This is a genomic window from Levilactobacillus spicheri DSM 15429 (assembly GCF_001435095.1).
GTDB classification, from domain to species: Bacteria; Bacillota; Bacilli; order Lactobacillales; family Lactobacillaceae; genus Levilactobacillus; species Levilactobacillus spicheri.
The window spans coordinates 250913-268744 of record NZ_AZFC01000035.1 but is presented as its reverse complement, the minus strand read 5'-3'; the positions used below and the strand labels follow the sequence as shown (position 1 = coordinate 268744).

The 17832-nt window shown below is 54.1% G+C and carries 13 protein-coding genes; 9 read left to right on the top strand and 4 right to left on the bottom strand.

Going from position 1 to position 17832, the window contains the following annotated elements; translation table 11 throughout:
- The first annotated feature begins 1058 nt into the window (after positions 1-1058).
- The 7 genes from FD37_RS10060 (at position 1059) to FD37_RS10030 (ending at position 11348) form a co-directional block, all read left to right on the top strand.
- Positions 1059-2693 carry a peptide ABC transporter substrate-binding protein gene (locus FD37_RS10060; RefSeq protein ID WP_045808137.1) on the top strand — a complete coding sequence of 545 codons (1635 nt, stop codon included), beginning with the start codon at positions 1059-1061 and terminating at the stop codon, positions 2691-2693.
- A 318-nt stretch (positions 2694-3011) separates the two neighbouring features.
- The gene (locus tag FD37_RS10055) at positions 3012-4640 is read left to right on the top strand and encodes a peptide ABC transporter substrate-binding protein (protein WP_045808138.1); all 1629 of its coding nucleotides are present in this window, start codon (positions 3012-3014) and stop codon (positions 4638-4640) included.
- Between the two features lie 163 nt (positions 4641-4803).
- Positions 4804-5733 carry an oligopeptide ABC transporter permease gene (opp3b, locus tag FD37_RS10050; protein WP_045808139.1) on the top strand — a complete coding sequence of 310 codons (930 nt, stop codon included), beginning with the start codon at positions 4804-4806 and terminating at the stop codon, positions 5731-5733.
- Between the two features lie 11 nt (positions 5734-5744).
- Positions 5745-6773, top strand: a complete 1029-nt coding sequence (locus FD37_RS10045; protein ID WP_045808140.1) for an ABC transporter permease — start codon at positions 5745-5747, stop codon at positions 6771-6773.
- A gap of 13 nt (positions 6774-6786) precedes the next feature.
- Positions 6787-7890: an ABC transporter ATP-binding protein gene (locus tag FD37_RS10040; RefSeq protein WP_045808141.1), complete on the top strand. Its 1104-nt coding sequence runs from the start codon at positions 6787-6789 to the stop codon at positions 7888-7890.
- Positions 7890-8846 carry an ABC transporter ATP-binding protein gene (locus FD37_RS10035; RefSeq protein WP_045808142.1) on the top strand — a complete coding sequence of 319 codons (957 nt, stop codon included), beginning with the start codon at positions 7890-7892 and terminating at the stop codon, positions 8844-8846. Before FD37_RS10040 ends, FD37_RS10035 begins: the two co-directional genes overlap by 1 nt.
- 312 nt (positions 8847-9158) lie before the next feature.
- Entirely contained in the window at positions 9159-11348 is a 2190-nt protein-coding gene (locus FD37_RS10030) for a DUF5776 domain-containing protein (RefSeq protein ID WP_056965088.1), read from the top strand.
- A gap of 267 nt (positions 11349-11615) precedes the next feature.
- On the opposite strand, the gene FD37_RS10025 is transcribed toward FD37_RS10030, so the two are convergent.
- From FD37_RS10025 to FD37_RS10015, 3 genes are all read right to left on the bottom strand, one after another.
- Complete coding sequence (locus FD37_RS10025) at positions 11616-12128, bottom strand: DUF2798 domain-containing protein (RefSeq protein WP_056965086.1); 513 nt, start codon at positions 12126-12128, stop codon at positions 11616-11618.
- Positions 12129-12355: 227 nt separating this feature from the next.
- Positions 12356-12802 carry a nuclear transport factor 2 family protein gene (locus FD37_RS10020; RefSeq protein ID WP_056965084.1) on the bottom strand — a complete coding sequence of 149 codons (447 nt, stop codon included), beginning with the start codon at positions 12800-12802 and terminating at the stop codon, positions 12356-12358.
- Between the two features lie 99 nt (positions 12803-12901).
- Positions 12902-13798: a LysR family transcriptional regulator gene (locus tag FD37_RS10015; RefSeq protein ID WP_056965082.1), complete on the bottom strand. Its 897-nt coding sequence runs from the start codon at positions 13796-13798 to the stop codon at positions 12902-12904.
- 111 nt (positions 13799-13909) lie between these two features.
- On the opposite strand from FD37_RS10015, the gene FD37_RS10010 reads away from it, so the two are divergent.
- Both FD37_RS10010 and FD37_RS10005 read left to right on the top strand, forming a co-directional pair.
- Positions 13910-15577 carry a malolactic enzyme gene (locus FD37_RS10010; protein ID WP_082605191.1) on the top strand — a complete coding sequence of 556 codons (1668 nt, stop codon included), beginning with the start codon at positions 13910-13912 and terminating at the stop codon, positions 15575-15577.
- Positions 15578-15628: 51 nt separating this feature from the next.
- A complete protein-coding gene (locus FD37_RS10005; RefSeq protein ID WP_082605173.1) occupies positions 15629-16600 on the top strand; it encodes an AEC family transporter in 972 nt (323 codons plus the stop codon).
- A 427-nt stretch (positions 16601-17027) separates the two neighbouring features.
- Here FD37_RS10005 and FD37_RS10000 read toward each other — a convergent pair whose 3' ends face one another.
- Positions 17028-17678, bottom strand: coding sequence for a histidine phosphatase family protein (locus FD37_RS10000; RefSeq protein ID WP_056965079.1), 651 nt, complete (start codon positions 17676-17678; stop codon positions 17028-17030).
- Positions 17679-17832: the final 154 nt, after the last annotated feature.

Sequence of the window (17832 nt, the reverse complement as noted above, 5' to 3'; positions counted from 1 at the left end):
AAAAACGCCCGGTAACATCAATTTCACCACGACCATCAAGTCGCCTCTGTTCCGCTGAGAGTGTGGGTTAACCAGCCTCGATGTCGTGGCTGGCTACACGGGGGTGGATTGGACTGGCTTACCACCATTTCACAGTCCGGGTCCAACTGAACTGTAGCAATCTGGATGATGGTGGAGAAATCAGCCATTTAATTTTACCTGCCATCGTCGTAGCGTGATGTCGGTATTTTTCTCGTGCTTAGCACGGAAAACGCAAGTCGCTAGAACAATCAGTCAATTCGAGCACCGCTTTCTCAGCACCTGACTAAGCCAGATTGTACCCTTGGGTTCATTGTAGCTAACCTATGAAGGTAGTCTCGGCAAACGGCTCAATAATGAGGTTATCAGGCTTGGTGATTGCTTGTAGCCAAATCATCTTTGACAGTTGTAATCGGCCGTGTGAGCAGCTTAGGGTGCATTGAAGGGCTGTCCTGAGCATAGCTGCCAGCTGGTCCCGTTAATGACGGTCAGAACACTGTGTTAGCACAACAGAGGCGACTTGCTGGCCGTGGTGAAATTGACGTTAGCCGGTGTTTCTCAGCCGGCTTACGTCAAGGCCGAGCTCCGGAGACCACGCTTTTTGTGGGCTTCGGAGTCGTGCCCACCTCGGCCGGCTTGCTCGCCGGCGTGAAGCGGCTGGAACCGACTATCGAAATTGTTCTACGGAAACTAGAGCTTTAATTGGGCAGCGGGGTTAACCGGCGATTATGCATGGTCGGGTGACGATGGTTGGCGGCGAAAATTGTTTGGGTCGATAAAATTGGTCTGCAAGTGCTAGCTAGCGGGGGAAACCGCGAGAATGAGCGTTTTAGGGACGGAACGGTTAGCGATGTAATTCGTTTTACTAAGTGAAATCTAATAATTGATTCCCCGGTTTAGCCACACTTTGGCGAATTTGCTCCCTAAAAATTATAAAATACTATTGACTTTAATCCAATTCTCATATATGATTGGAATCATCAAATTTGAGGTTGTCAATGAATTCATATGAGTAAAGTCAAGAGAGGTTGGGTTTAGATATGAAAATCAATTCGGCAGTGAAGTTAGGGACGGTGGCGACGTTCGCGGCAGTCTTGCTCGCAGCGTGTGGGTCATCGTCATCATCTAGTAGCAGCAGCCAGTCCAAGGATCAAACGTTGAACTGGATGGAATCCTCCGCATTACCATCCATGAACATTTCTACGGCGACCGACGTGGTTTCCGGCGAAACGTTGAACAACACCAATGAAGGGCTCCTCCGAATGGGGAAGAACAGCAAGACCCATCCCGGGGTCGCCAAGAGCTATACCAAGTCGAAGGACGGGAAAACTTATACCTTCAACTTACGGAAGTCTAACTGGAGCAACGGGGACCCCGTCACCGCCCAAGACTTCGTGTATTCCTGGCAACGCACGGTGAACCCGAAGACCGCTTCCCAGTACGCTTACCTGTTCGCACAGGTTAAGAACGCCAACGCCATCATGAAGAGCAAGAAGCCCGTTTCTTCATTAGGGATCAAGGCGGACGGCAAGTACAAGGTGGTCGTCACGCTGACCAAGGCGACGAACTACTTCCCAGCCTTAGTGGCGAACCCAACGTTCTACCCGCAAAACAAGTCGGTCGTCCAGAAGTACGGTAAGAAGTACGCCACGACCGCCGCAACCAACGTTTACAACGGGCCGTTCAAGTTAACTTACTGGACCGGGACGTCGGACAACTGGACGTTAAGCAAGAACAACAAGTACTGGAACGCCAAGAACGTCAAGTTAAAGAAGATCAACTTTAAGACCCAAAAGGATCCGCAAACGGCGCTCAGCCAATACCAGGCCGGCAAGCTGGATGCGACCTACCTGAGTGGGCAACAACCGAAGAACTACAAGAACAGTAAGAACTACGTGGTCCGGCAAGGGGCTTCGACCTTCTACATCGAACTGAACGAAAAGAAGGACGCGCTCTTGAAGAACGCCAAAGCCCGGAAGGCCTTATCCTTGGCCATCAACCGGAACCAATTCGTCAACAAGGTCTTGCAGGATGGCTCGAAGGTCGCGAGTGGGTACGTCTCCAGCGGTTTAGCTTCCTACAAGGGCACCGACTTCGCCACGGCAGCGAAGACGACCGATGGGACGGCCTACAACTTAGCTAAGGCGAAGAAGTTGTGGAAGGAAGCCCTGAAGGAAACCGGTAAGAGCAGCTTCAACCTGACGCTGACCGCCGACGATACCGCTGCCGGGAAGAACACCACCGAGTTCGTTCAGAGCCAGTGGTCGAAGTTACCAGGCCTGAAGGTCACGAACAGTAACTTACCATTCAAGACGCGGTTGAGCCGCTCCGAAAATGGTCAGTTCGACGCCGTGGTCTCCGGCTGGGGTGCTGACTTCGCCGATCCAATCTCGTTCCTGTCACTCTTCACGTCGGACAACTCGTACAACAACGGGAAGTGGAAGTCCACGAGCTACGACAACGACATCGACAAGGCGAACAACCAAGATGCCAACAACGAAAGTGCTCGTTGGACGGACCTGGTCAACGCTGAAAAGACGTTGATGAACGATCAAGGGATCATCCCGATCTATCAACAAGCCAAGCCACAACTGGTCAAGTCCAACGTCAAGGGAATCATCTACTTCCCAACCGGCGCTAACTGGGACTTCAGTAAAGCTTACATGACAAAATAGGGTGAATAACAGAATCTCGCCGCTCGCCAACCCCGACGGCGAGATTTTTGTTAGAAACCGTGAATAATTGGGGATGAAAACGGGTTCTTTTCTGTATATGGTATACAAAAAACTGAGATTAAATACACTTAAAATGTGACACCGGATTTTAATTTTTAATTCAAACTCCTTTTATATCAACGATTGCGGCCTGCATATAGAAATAAATTAAACAATACCATTGATTTTAATCTTTTTCTAATATACAATTGGAACCATCAAATTTGAGGTTGTCAATTTATTTCGCGCAACCGGGAATAAGAGGGGTTGGATTTTACAATGAAAGTCAAATCGGCAGTCAAATTAGGAACGGTGGCCACCTTTGCGGCCGTACTACTTGCAGCCTGTGGATCATCATCAAGCAGCAGTAGTTCCGCGAAGGACCAGGAGCTCAATTGGATGGAGAATTCGTCATTGCCATCCATGGACATTTCTAAAGCGACCGACGTGGTTTCCGGGGAAACCATGAACAACACGGGTGAAGGGCTCTTGCGTGCAGGCAAGGACAACAAGGTCACCCCAGGGGTTGCGAAGAGTTACAGCAAGTCGAAGGATGGGAAGACCTACACCTTTAACCTGCGGAAGTCGAAATGGAGTAACGGCGATCAAGTGACCGCTAAGGACTTCGTCTACTCTTGGCAACGGACGGTCAATCCGAAGACCGCTTCACAATACGCTTACCTGTTAGCACCCGTGAAGAATGCTAACGCGATTATGAAGGGCAAGGAAGCCGTTTCAAACTTAGGGATCAAGGCCGAAGGGAACTACAAGGTGGTGGTCACCCTGACCAAGGCGACGAATTACTTCCCATCACTGGTTGCCAGTCCAACCTTCTTCCCACAAAACAAGTCGGTCGTGAACAAGTACGGTAGCAAGTACGCCACGACCGCTCAGGCAAACGTTTATAACGGACCATTCAAGCTGACTTACTGGACCGGGACTTCCGATAACTGGACCATGAGTAAGAATGCTTCCTACTGGAACGCGAAAAATGTTAAACTGAAAAAGATCAACTTCAAGACGATGAAGGACCCACAAACGGCTCTGAGTCAGTACCAAAGCGGTAAGTTGGATGCCACTTACTTGAGCGGGCAACAACCGAAGAACTACAAGAACAGCAAGGAATACGTGGAACGGAAGAGTGCCGGGACCTTCTACCTGGAAATCAACCAGAAGAAGGACAGCATGCTCCGCAACAAGAAGGCACGGCAAGCCTTATCCATGGCGATCAACCGGAACCAATTCATCAACAAGGTCTTGGAAGACGGCTCAACGCCAGCGAAGGGTGTCGTTGCCAGTGGGTTAGCTTCTTACAAGGGGAAAGACTTTAGCGACGTGGCCAACGTGAAGTCGGCATCGACGCAAAACCTGGCCCAAGCTAAGAAGCTCTGGAAAGAAGCTTTAAAGGAAACCGGTCGGAAGAGCTATTCCTTCACTTTCATGGCTGACGATACGCCAGCCGGCAAGAGTGCGGCCGAATTCCTGCAAAGCCAATGGTCCAAGCTGCCGAACGTCAAGGTCACGAACCAAAACTTGCCATTTAAGACGCGGCTAAGCCGGTCACAAAATGGTCAGTTCGATATCGTGGCGACGGCCTGGGGCGCGGACTTCCCAGATCCAATTTCCTTCCTGCAATTGTTCACGTCGGACAACTCGTACAACAACGGGAAGTGGACCTCAGCCACTTACAACCGCGACATCGCCAACGCCAACGGCAAGGATGCTAACAACGAAGGCGCCCGGTGGAACGACTTAGTGGATGCGCAAAAGACGTTGCTGAACGATCAAGGGGTCATTCCGTTCTACCAACAAGGTAAGGCCCAACTGGTCAAGTCCAACGTCAAGGGATTGATTTACTTCCCAACCGGCGCTAACTGGGATTTCAGTAAGACTTACATTGCCAAGTAACCGTTTCTGACTTATAGTTTTCTTATCGGGGAGTAAGGACCAACGACCACGTTGGGACTTACTCTTCGGTGTTATAGCAATCATTTATCATCTTGTTGTTTTCATCTAATGTTGGTTAAGTTTAGTAACTTAGCGGTAGCAAATATGATTGAGAGGTAAGCAAATGGCAAAGTACCTAGCAAAACGGATCTTCTACCTGATCCTGACCTTATTCATCGTGATTACCGTAACGTTCTTCCTGATGAAGCTTTTGCCAGGGACGCCGTTGACCAACCAAGCCAAGCTCTCCAAGAGCCAGATTGCTTTGATTTACAAGCAGTATGGGCTGGACAAGCCGGTTTGGCAGCAATACGTGTTGTACCTAGCAGGCGCCGTCAGAGGGAACTTCGGGACCTCCTTCCAATTCAGTGACCAACCCGTCTCCTACTTGATCTCAAGTCGGATCGAACCGTCACTGCAGATTGGGTTACAAGCCATCATCGTCGGGGTCATCGTCGGCATCATCATCGGTTCCTTCGGGGCCATGAAGCAAAACACTTGGGCTGATACGAGTGCCACCATCGTGTCGATCTTAGGGATCTCGATTCCTTCCTTCGTCTTGGCCGTGCTCCTGCAATACTACTTAGGACTCAAGGCCGGCTGGTTCCCCATCGCCGAATGGGGCGGCTTTAGCTACACCGTGCTGCCAACGCTGGCACTGGCCTTTACACCGTTAGCCGAGTCGGCCCGGTTCGTGCGAACCGAAATGGTCGACGTGCTGAGTTCGGACTACATCGAACTCGCCAAGGCTAAGGGGTTGAGCCGCATGGGGGTCATCTACCACCATGCCCTGCGGAACAGTTTGATTCCGCTGATCACGATCGTCGGACCACTGGCCGTGAACATCATGACCGGGTCCATGGTTGTGGAAAACATCTTCTCGATCCCCGGGATTGGGGAACAATTTGTGAAGTCCGTTCTGACGAACGACTACCCGACCATCATGGGACTGACCATCGTCTACTCCTTCATGTTGTGTGTGGTCCTCTTGGTCACCGACATTCTTTACGGAATCGTTGACCCACGGATTCGGATTACCGGAAAGGCTAACTAGGAGGTAAATTAATGGCAGATACAGTAAAACTTCCAGAAGATAGCTTTAAACCCATGACGCCGGCAGACCGCGCGGCCCTGGATAGTGAAAAGATTGCGGCCCCGTCCTTAACGTTCGCACAGGACGCTTGGCGCCGGTTAAAGAAAAACAAGGGGGCCTGGGTGTCCCTGATCGTCTTGGCCATCGTGTTCATCATGGCCTTTGGCTCCATCTTCGTGTCGCCGCACAACCCAAACGCGGTCAACCCCTCGTACGCCAACTTACCCTCGAAGATTCCGGGCATTGGCATTAACGGGTTCAACGGGACGCTGGTGCAAGCGGGTCAACGGGTCGACGCCTACAAGCAAGCGGGCGCTTCGGCGGGGACCTACTACATCATGGGGACCGACTACTTAGGTCGGGACCTGTTCTCCCGGGTCTTGTACGGGACGCGGATCTCCCTGATCATCGCGTTAGTTGCGACGTTCTTTGACCTGACCATCGGGGTCACCTACGGGATGTTCTCCGGCTGGAAGGGTGGTCGCATCGACACCTTCATGCAGCGGATCATCGAAATCATCCTGTCGATTCCTAACCTGGTCGTCATCGTCCTGTTGATTTTGATCTTAAAACCCGGGATGACGTCGATCATCATCGCCATCGCGCTGACCAGTTGGACCAACATGGCCCGGCTGGTCCGAGCCCAGACCATGGAGCTGAAGAGTCAAGAGTACATCTTGGCCGCCAGGACACTGGGCGAACGACCGCTAAAAATTGCCTTTAAACACTTGTTACCAAACCTATCGAGTGTCATTATCATCAACACCATGTTCACCATCCCGAACGCCATCTTCTTCGAAGCGATGTTGTCGTATATCGGGATCGGGATTTCATCGCCTCAAGCCTCACTTGGGACGTTGCTGAACGACGGGCAAAAGAACTTCCAGTTCTTACCGTACCAGATGTGGTGGCCAGCCTTAGTACTGTCCATCGTCATGTTAGCCTTTAACCTTTTGGGTGACGGCTTGCGGGATGCCTTTGATCCACGGACGAAAGAGTAGGTGAAGACACGTCATGGATAATGAAAAAGATATTTTGGAAGTCCGGAACTTGCAGGTCAACTTCAAGACCTACGCCGGCGACGTGAAAGCTATCCGGAACGTCAGTTTTGACCTGCGTAAGGGTGAGACGCTGGCCATCGTGGGGGAATCCGGGTCAGGGAAGTCAGTGACGACCCGGACCATCATGGGCCTGAACGCGACCAACGCGGACATCGTCAACGGAAGCATCATGTACAAGGGGGAAGACCTCTTAAAGAAGAGCGAGAAGGACATGGAAGCCATTCGGGGACAAGACATCGCCGAAATCTTCCAAGATCCAATGACCTCGCTGGACCCGACTATGAAGATCGGTCGGCAAATCGCCGAACCCCTGATGGTCCACAAGGGCATGAAGAAGGAAAAGGCGCTGGCCCAAGCGCTGGAAATGATGAAGTTAGTCGGGATCACGGACGCTGAGAACCGGATCAACGACTACCCGCACCAATTTTCCGGGGGGATGCGGCAACGGATCGTGATCGCGATTGCGTTGGTCAACTACCCTGAAATCCTGATCGCCGACGAACCAACCACCGCGTTGGACGTGACGATCCAAGCCCAGATCTTAAACCTGATGAAGGAATTACAGGACAAGATCTCGACGTCGATCATCTTCATCACGCATGACTTGGGGGTCGTGGCCGGCATGGCCGACCGCGTCGCCGTTATGTACGCGGGGAAGATCGTGGAATACGGGACCGTGGATGAAATCTTCTACAACCCGAAGCACCCGTACACTTGGGGCCTGCTGAGCTCGATGCCCACGCTGGACACCAAGGGTGACGAGTTGCCATCGATTCCGGGGACGCCACCCGACCTGCTGGATCCGCCAGTGGGGGATGCCTTTGCGGCCCGGAACCAGTACGCCCTGAAGATCGATACCCAACAGGAGCCACCGTTCTTTAAGGTCTCCGACACCCACTATGCGGCCACCTGGTTGCTGCATCCGGATGCCCCGAAGGTCACGCCACCCGACCAGATCGTGGCGCGGCAGAAGAAGTACGCCGAGATGCAGGCGGCCTTGAAGCAACAACAGGCGGCCAACACCGTCCCCGTTGAAGAAGAGGAGGAACAGCAGTAATGGAAGATAAAAATGCCGAAAAAATCCTCGAGGTCAAGCACCTCAAGCAATACTTCAACGTGGGCAAGGCCGATGAGGTGCGCGCCGTCGACGACATTTCCTTCGACATCTATAAGGGTGAAACCTTTGGGTTAGTTGGGGAATCCGGTTCGGGGAAGACCACGACCGGCCGGGCGATTATTCACCTGTACGAACCCACGTCCGGTGAGATCCTCTTTGAAGGCCAAAACGTGGATACCTTCAAGAGTACCGCCGACCAAAAGAAGTTCCGCCGGGACATGCAGATGATCTTCCAAGACCCGTACGCCTCCCTGAATCCCCGGATGAAGGTCAAGGACATCGTGGCGGAAGGCATCGACATCAATCACCTGGCCAAGGACGACGCCGACCGGACCAAGCAGGTCGAAGACTTGTTGGAGACCGTCGGGTTGAACAAGGACCACTCCAGTCGCTACCCCCACGAATTCTCCGGTGGGCAACGGCAACGGATCGGGATTGCCCGGGCGTTGGCCGTGCACCCGAAGTTCGTGATTGCCGACGAACCGATCTCCGCGTTGGACGTGTCGATTCAAGCACAGGTGGTCAACCTGATGAAGAAGCTGCAACGGGAACAGGACCTGACGTACCTGTTCATCGCCCACGATTTGTCGATGGTCAAGTACATCTCTGACCGGATTGGGGTCATGCATTACGGGCGGATGCTCGAAATTGCGGACGCCGACGAAATCTACGCCCACCCGTTACACGACTACACCAAGAGTCTGTTGTCTGCCGTACCGGTTCCCGACCCCGAGTTCGAACGTGCCCGGCAAGAAATTGCCTACGACGCGAGTCACGAAAACGACGGGAAGGAACGCAAGTTGGTTGAAATCGCGCCGCATCACTTTGTGCGGGCCGCCGATGATGAGATCGACATGTACCGGCAACGGGCCCACGAGGCTTCCTTGCTCCACTAAACGTCAACAATCTGAAAGGCACCGACCACAGTTGGCCGGTGCCTTTTTTGCGTTCTCGGCAGGAGGGGGGCCAACGGTTAAAAAACTTTTAACCACTTTGTAAGATGTGTAACGATGATAACCGTTGGTGTGGCGGCATTTTAATGATTAACACTGGTTTATTATAGTAACTGTTTAGCTAAATTATCACTTGCTTAATATTCGGGGCCGGCCTATAGTGAGTGTGTAGTCAATGGGATAGATGGTTTGTGGTAAAAATGTTATCTCCCCGTTTTTATGAGGATGACGGGGAATCCGTGGAGGAGGATTTTTATGACTAAGCAGAGTAAGCAATTGGCCGGCCGTCAATGGAAAAAGACGTTGGCCGTGACCGGATTGGTGACGGGAAGTTTGATGCTGGGCACGCTCAGCACCGTTCAGGCCCACGCCGATGATCAGGCGGAAAACGCCGACGCGACGCCAGCGGTTCAATCAACGAGTGAGCAATCAACGACGCATGCCAGCCAAGAGGTGGCGTTAAAGACCGCTGCCACGACGCCGGCACCGGCAGCCGCGACGCCGAGTTCGTCAAGTGACCCGACCACACCGGTCAAGGATGAGTCGGTCACCGAGGCGGGTGATCCAGCGGGCACCGAACAACCCCAAATGCCACAAAAACAAGAATCCGTTACAGAGGATTCTGCTGCCAATCAACCAGCGGAATCCGCTGCGCCGGCGGTAACGGACGCCAGGTCAGTCACGACTACACCGGCAAATAACGATAAGACGTTACAACGGGCAGCCGTTCCGGCAGCCCTGACAGCGGCGGCCCCCGCGACGCCGGCCCAAGCAGCACCGGCAACGGATCAGACCATCGACCAGTGGATGCCGGATAAGAACCTGCAGACAATCGTGTTAAAAGCGCTCCAGATGCAACAAGAGAAGGACGGCCAGACGCCGTACACCGACATTTCGCAGATTACTCAGGCTGATATGACAACGCTAAAAAGTCTTAAAGTCGTGAGCTACGATCACACTACCGGGCAAGTTATCCGGGATGATCAATATAATGCGTTGTTGAACTTAACCAATCTGAAAGGGCTAGAGAAGGCGACGAACCTGACAAGCCTGACCTTATCAACGGCGGATGGGATGGTTAACGAGGCGCCTAATGATGAGAGTGGGAAGGTTTGGAAACATTCTGCCTTGAGTGATTTAACGCCAATTCAAGATTTAACGAACCTAACGTACTTAGATATTGAAGAAGACAGCGTTTCTGATTTGAAGCCGCTGGCAAAATTAACGAATCTGACGAATTTAACGGCTAATCACAACCATATTGAAGACATTTCGCCGCTAGCTGGTTTGACTAACCTAACTTACTTAGATTTGGATTACAATAAAATTCAAAACGTGTCGGTAGTTGGTAATATGTCGAAGATGTACAACCTGTCGTTACAGCATAATAAGATTAAAGATATTTCGCCGTTGGCCAAGTTACCAAGCAATATTTATTCGGTGATGTTAGATAATAACCAGATTACGGATCTTTCCCCACTGAGCCACATCAAGTATGTCAGTGGTAATCCGTTCAGTGCCTGGGGACAAAATATTTATCTTGATCCCATTGAGGTCGATAGTACGAAAGATTCTTATGATTTTTCGTCACCAATTGTTGACATCAATGGTCAGCCGTTGGATTTAACGACTTATTTACAAGGGAATTATGCGGGGACTTCATTGACCTCAACACCGGCTTCGGGGACCAAGTTGACCTGGAAGGGAATCACTAAGTATGGTCAAAAATACATTTTGGCATACTGGGATGATGAAAGCATGGGCTGGCAATGGGGACCTAGCAATGACCTTTACGGCAGTGGGTTCGAAGGCTTCTTGTACATTCCGTACAAGGTAGTGACCCCTAAGCCGACCGATAACGGCAACACGGGGACAACGACGAATCCAGGAACAACGACCACGCCGACGGTGGTTCTACCAGCCGTGACCCCAGGTGATCACACGACGCCGGTCACGACGCCAACGGTTACCGGTAATGGTCAGAAGGCCGATAAGACGACCTTCAAGCCGTTTATGATTTACCTCAAGCAGGCGCTTAACCGGTATCTCCAACCGACGTTTAAGGAAAGTAAGATCAAGAAGTCTTACCGGAAGTACACACGGCAGACCGCACCAACCTTTAAGGTAGTGGGCGTTACCAAGTCCGCTAACGGCAATCTGCGTTACAAGTTGGCCAACGGCACCTACGTCACGGCCCGGAAGGACTTCACCGCCAACCTTTACTGGCAAGGCAAGCACTACACCAAGATGCGGGTCGACCGGACGATTTACGAGCACTCGGCCACGAAGTTTACCCGCAAGAACCGGGTTCGCGTCTTCAAGCGCGGCCAGGTCGTCACGGTCAAGCGCATCATTCACCGGGGCTACATGACCCGTTACCAGCTGACGAACGGTCACTGGATCACGGGGAACAAGCAATTTATCACTCCTGTGAAGAAACACTAATTGACAGCGGTGATGGGCCAAGATTAAAGAGGCCGCAATCGCTGTGAAGGCCAATGCGTTGGCTCACTTAACCATAAAGAAGGGTTTCCTGCATCTGTGAGTGCAGGAACCCTTCTTTTGGTTCAATTACTAAGGAACACAAAACGGCCCTCACCAGTTAGTCACTGATGGGGGCCGTTTTTCGATGTAGGTTGATCGGTCGTGGGTGGCCGATAAATGCAAAACGTCGCCACTACACGCATTGGTAGCGGCGACGTTTAGTTAGGGTTACTCTTCGAGTGTTTCGGATTGTTGTTGGGCAGCAGCGGCCTTCGCCGCCGTGCGCTTTTGCACGCTGCCCAGGATTGCCCGGGCGATGGGCCCGACAATCAGCAGTTGCAGGGGCAGCGCCATGAAAATGTTAAAAATCCAGGTGTGCAGGTAGGTCAGAACGACGTTGCCGCCGAAGTTTTGCGTGACGACCATGCCGAACAGGGACATCAGGGTCACCATACCGGCCACCATCATGCACGAGATGGTCAGGGCGATGCGGATCTGCTTGGTTTTCATCCAATCATTGACGATGTAATGGAAAAAGAGGTATTTGACGCCGGGACCGATGATGCCCAGGTCACAGATGGCGGCGACCACTAGGGCCAGCGGGTAGCCCACCAGGACCTCCCGAATGAAATGGGGGCCGAAGCCGTCGGTCAGCGCGATGTTGTAGCCAGCCATGACCAGGACCATCAGGCCCGCCATGACGGCAGTGAATAGTAGTTCTTCTTTAAAATTTTTAGGCATTAAGAAACTCCTTGGTTATATTTCCCACGAATGCTTAGACTACCATAATAAATTGACCCGCGTAAGTGTTTTTTATCAACTTCATGGCCACCGGGACTTCAAGAGAGCGCAACCAATCGCCAGTTCGCGCCGGTTACGACAAAATAAAAAAGATCCGAGAACGTGTGTCCCGGACCCCGTGATTTTCCTGATTTCGGCGTGCTGACTGAGCGTCCCGTGACCGCTGCTCACGCGTGCAGGGGATGCTGGTCGACGATGACCCGGTGTTCGTCGCGTTCCTGAATGACCCAGTTGGCGCCTAAGAACGCGTACTGATCGTGGTAGCGAACGCTATAGTTGGTGACCACCCGCTGGTTATCCCGGGCGGTGACGACCTTGACCTGGGCGTAGACGATGCCGGTGGCCGTGCCGTCGTTCTGGTTGACCGTGATCAGGTGAGTCCCGTTCATGGTAAAGCTTTGGTCCCGCGCCGCCGCGGCCGTGGTGAACTGGCGGGTGAGGTTCTCGCGCCCAGCCGTTTCCGTCACGAGCTGGTCGCCCTGGTAGACCCGGTAGGTGCCATCGGGGGCCATTAATTGGAGCTGGTCGGCAATCTGCCCCGCGTCCTGGTCGATGGCCCACTGGTTGATCAGGCGGTCCAAAATCAAGTTACTCTCTGCTTCTCCGTATGTCATGTCACTGACGTCTCCTTGTTTGACTGGCTTACCTCCCATTAAACCACCGAATGGCCAACCTGTCAGTAGGGACGGCGGAAAAAGCGGCGGTTACGTCAACTAGCGGCTACCGGTCGGGCCCAGGGTCGCGTGGAGGATCTCCAGGACCCGTTTCTGCGCGGCCGTCATCACGTGGTTATTCCGGTAAACGATGCTGGAGATGAAGGCCGGTTGCTCGTCGTCCAGCAGGTCGAGCCGGACCACATCGTCGCGGTGTGGGTCGACCAACGCGGTCAAAAAAGTGATGCCGACGTTCTCGGCCACCAGGTTCATGATCAGGTGGGTGTCGGCGGAGCGAAAGACCACGTTCGGCCGGAAGTGGTTCCGGTGGGACAGCTGGTTAAAGGCGCTGTCGTGGATGAAACTGCGGGTGAAGAGGACGAAGCGCTCGTGGCGCAGCTCACTGAAGGTGATGCGTTTTCGCCGGGCCAGGGGATGGTTCTTGGCGACGAAGATGGAGAAGGGCTGCCGGTCGAACTCCTCGGCGACCAGGCTATTATAGGAAAGCGGCGCCGTGGACCCCAGTAGGCCGATGTCCGCCTGGCCGTCGTGCAGGGCGGTGCGCAGCCACTTAGAGCCGCCCTCGATGGTCCGGATGTTTTCCAGCATGCCCGCCGCTTGCAGCCGCGCGGCGACCCGGGGGAAGTAGTGGTTCTCGATGATGGGCGGCAGGCCCAGAACGGTCTGCTGCTGCGTCAACCGGTCGATCTCCTGGTGGGCGACGTGCAGGCTCCGCAGTACCGCGCTGGCGTGGACGTCGAGCTGCTGGCCGGCGTCGGTCACGATGAGCTGGCTGTGGACCCGGTCGCGGTGGACCAGCCGGGCGTTGAATTCCCGCTCCAGGCGTTGCACGGCCAACGTGATGGTCGGCTGGGTGACGCCGAAGTGGTCGGCGACTTGTGAAAAGTTTTTTTGCGAAATTAATTGGTGAAAATAAGCCAGGTCTTTGGTGTTCATTTTAAAAGTCCGTCCTTTCAGCGCTTTGGGGACTATTATAAAAGATATTTATATGAATTGGTAGAGTTGACTATAGTTTTCATCAGCGATTATAGTGGGCTTTGTAAATTGATGACAAGCAAATGGGAGGTTTTTTCAATGACACAAACCGCAGATAACATTTTAAATAACCCGTTTCTCAATAAAGGAACGGCCTTTACCCAATCAGAACGCCAGGCGCTGGGCCTGACCGGGACCCTGCCGGCCGTGGTGCAGACCATTGACGAGCAGGCACAGCAGGCTTACGCCCAATTCCAGAGCAAGCCCAACGACCTGGAGAAGCGTCTTTTCTTGATGACGCTGTTCAACGAGAACCGGACGCTGTTCTTCCACCTGATGGACCAACACGTGGTCGAATTCATGCCGATCGTGTACGATCCCACGGTTGCCGACTCTATCGAGCAATACAGCCACCTCTTCACCGACTCTCAGGGCGCGGCCTTTATCTCGGTCGATGACCCGGATAGCATCGAGGACACCCTGCGCAACGCCGCCAACGGTCGGGATATCCGCTTGGTCGTCGTGACCGACGCCGAGGGGATCCTGGGCATGGGCGACTGGGGCGTCAACGGGGTCGACATCGCCGTGGGTAAGCTGATGGTCTACACAGCCGCCGCGGGGATCGACCCGAGCCAAGTGCTCCCCGTCAGCATCGACGCCGGGACCAACAACCAACAGCTGCTGGATGATCCCCTGTACCTGGGGAACCACCACAAGCGCGTTTACGGCGACGCCTACTACGACGTCATCGACCGGTTCGTAACGGCCGAACGGAAGCTGTTCCCCGAATCCCTCTTGCACTGGGAAGACTTCGGCCGCTCGAACGCCAAGGTCATCCTCGACAAGTACCAAGACCAGATGCCGACCTTCAACGACGATATCCAGGGGACCGGGATGGTGGTCTTAGCCGGGATCCTGGGGGCGTTAAACATCTCCCACGAAGACATTCGGGACCAGAAGTTCGTCTTCTTTGGCTCCGGCAGTGCCGGCATGGGGATTGCCCATCAGATTTTCGACGAACTGCAACGGGCCGGCCTGTCCGCCGACGAGGCACGGCAACACCTCTACGCCGTCGACAAGCAGGGACTCCTGTTCAGCGACACGCCGGACCTGACCGCCGCACAGACCGAGTTTGCCCGGAACCGGCAGGACTTTAACAACGCCACTGATCTGACCACCCTGGCACAGGTCGTGGCCACCGTGCACCCAACGGTCCTGATCGGGACCTCGACGCAACCCGGGGCCTTTACGGCGGACCTGGTGAAGGACATGGCGGCGCACACCGACCGGCCAATCATCTTCCCGTTGTCGAACCCGACTAAGCTGGCCGAGGCCAAGGCGCTGGACCTGCTGAAGTGGACGGATGGCCGGGCCTTGATTGCCACCGGGATTCCCGTGGGGGACGTGACCTACAACGGCACGACCTACCACATCGGGCAGGGAAACAACGCCCTGATGTACCCCGGCTTAGGCTTTGGGCTGATTGCGTCCACTGCGACCGTGCTGAACGGTGAGACCCTGTCCGCCGCTTGCCACGCGCTGGGCGGGCTGGTCGACACCACGCAACCCGGGGCCGCGGTCTTGCCACCGGTCGATCAACTGACGGACTTCTCCCAGAAGATCGCCGAAGTGGTGGCCCAAAGCGTGGTTGACCAACACCTGAACAAGGAACCCATCGCCGACGTGCGCCAAGCCGTCGCCGACATGAAGTGGGTCCCGGAATACAAGCCCGTCGACTAACCGGGTCGGTTAACGAGAGAAGGCAATAAGAGGAAGAGAGGAACCTAATCTGTGACTGTTTTATGGAATTCCGTGCAAAGTGTCCTGGTCATCGTTCTGATCATGATCCTGGGGTACGTCTTACGACGCCGGGGCTGGTTTGACGACCAGTTTGGGGGCACCATCTCTAAGTTTATTAAGAACATCGCGTTACCCGCGTCGATCTTCGTATCCGTGCTGAGCCGCCTGTCGCGAGATCAGCTGGTCGCCTTTTCGGGCTACCTGGTCTACGGCTTCCTGTCGGTGATCATCGGCTACCTGATTGCCTTTCTCCTGGTCCGGATTCTCAAGGTCCGGCCGGGGCGCAAGGGGATCTTCGTGAACGCGCTGGTCAACGCCAACACCATCTTCATCGGGCTGCCGTTGAACATTGCCCTGTTCGGCGACCGCAGCATGACCTACTTTCTGGTCTACTATATCGTGAACACGGTCTCCACCTGGGCCTTCGGGGTCTTCCTGATCTCAAACGATGACCCGACCAAGGAAAAGACGCCCGGGCACAACCACATCGACTGGAAAAAGGTCCTGCCGATGCCGTTGGTGGGCTTCCTGGTCGCGTTGGTCTTCCTGCTGTTGAACATTCCGATTCTCAAAATCAGCTTCGTGAACTCGACGCTGACTTACGTGGGGAACCTGGTAACGCCGCTGTCCCTGGTCTACATCGGGATTGTCTTGGCCGATGCCGGCCTTCAGAGCATCCACTTCGATCGGGATACCGTGGTGGCCTTGCTGGGACGGTTCATCCTGGCCCCGGCCGTCATGGTTGGGCTGATCGTCTTGGGCGGTCACGTCGCGGGAGGCATGCCAACGCTGGCGTCCCAGACGTTGATCGTTCAGTCGGCGACCCCGATGCTGGCCGTTCTGCCAATCCTGGCGAACGAGGCCCACGGAGACGTCGAGTACGCTACCAACGTGGTCACGACCAGTACGGTCCTGTTCATCGTGGTGGTTCCAATCTTGATGACGTTGATTCAATTTGTTTAAAGGTTAGTTGAAGTCAGCAGAAAGGGTCGATTGCTTCCGCTCAGCTGGGCCGTGACAACCGTGGGCACGACTTCGAGCCACGCAAGAAACGCGTGTCTTGAAGCTCGGCCTTGTGGTAAGTCAGCTGAGAAACGCTGACCAACCACAATGTCACGGTCTTGGTCCATCTGAGCTCCAGCAATCTTAACATGGCGGTCGTCTCGCCACATGGTCTTGACTGTCACCGTCGTAAAGTGACGTTGATAATTTTTCTCGTGTTTGGCAAGGAAACATCAGCCGGCGGAACGATTAATCGGTGTCAGAGTTGTTTTTTAACGAACACGATGCGCAGTTAATCATAAGGGTGGGCTAAAATTGAGCTCACAAAAAATGGTCACATCTCCGAGTGGGGGATGTGACCATTTTTGCGTGAGTGATGAACGGGTGCCTATTTAAGGCGACCCTTGATGTTATTGAAGTAGTCGACGGTGTAGCGGCCATCCGTGACGGTCAGCTTGGTGACGCTGCCGTTGTGGGCCGACCCCGAGACGTCGATGTCGGAGAACTTGGAGACGATGCTGCGAATCGTGGTCCCGTGGGTCGCAATCAGGACCTTGTCGCCATCGTTAGCGGCGGTGACCACGGCGTCTAAACCCGGTTGGACCCGCGCCCAGAACTCGGCGTCATCTTCGGCGTCGTGGTAGGGGTCGTGTTCCTTGAAGAGGTCGTGGGAGGTCTCGATGGAGAAGTCACGGATCAGGGCGTTGTACGAATCGGCGCCCAGCACGTGGGCGGCGAAGCTGGAGTCGAGGCCCTCGAAGAAGCCGAAGTTCTCTTCCCGCAACGCCGGGGCCGTTTGCAGGTCGGCTGGCGTCAGCGCCTGGTTTACGGCCAGGATGTGCTTAGCCGTGGTCTGCGCGCGACTGGTGTCACTGGCGTAGGCGGCGGCAAACGGAATCTTGGCCAGGCGTTCGCCCGCCAAATCGGCGTCTTGCAGGCCCTTAGTGGTCAGCGGGGCGTCGGACCACCCTTGCATCCGGTGATACTTGTTTAAGAAGGTCTGGCCGTGCCGGACCAGGTAAAGCTCAACTGTCGCCATAAAAATAAATCGCTCCTTTGATAAGTGTGGTCGTCTGCCGAGCATCCGCCATCAACGGACCCTCGGGTTATTACAATATTTATCATTCTAACACAGGGTCGGGAAAGGAACGAATGAGCAATCGAAAAAGCTGATGATGCTCTATGGATAATGG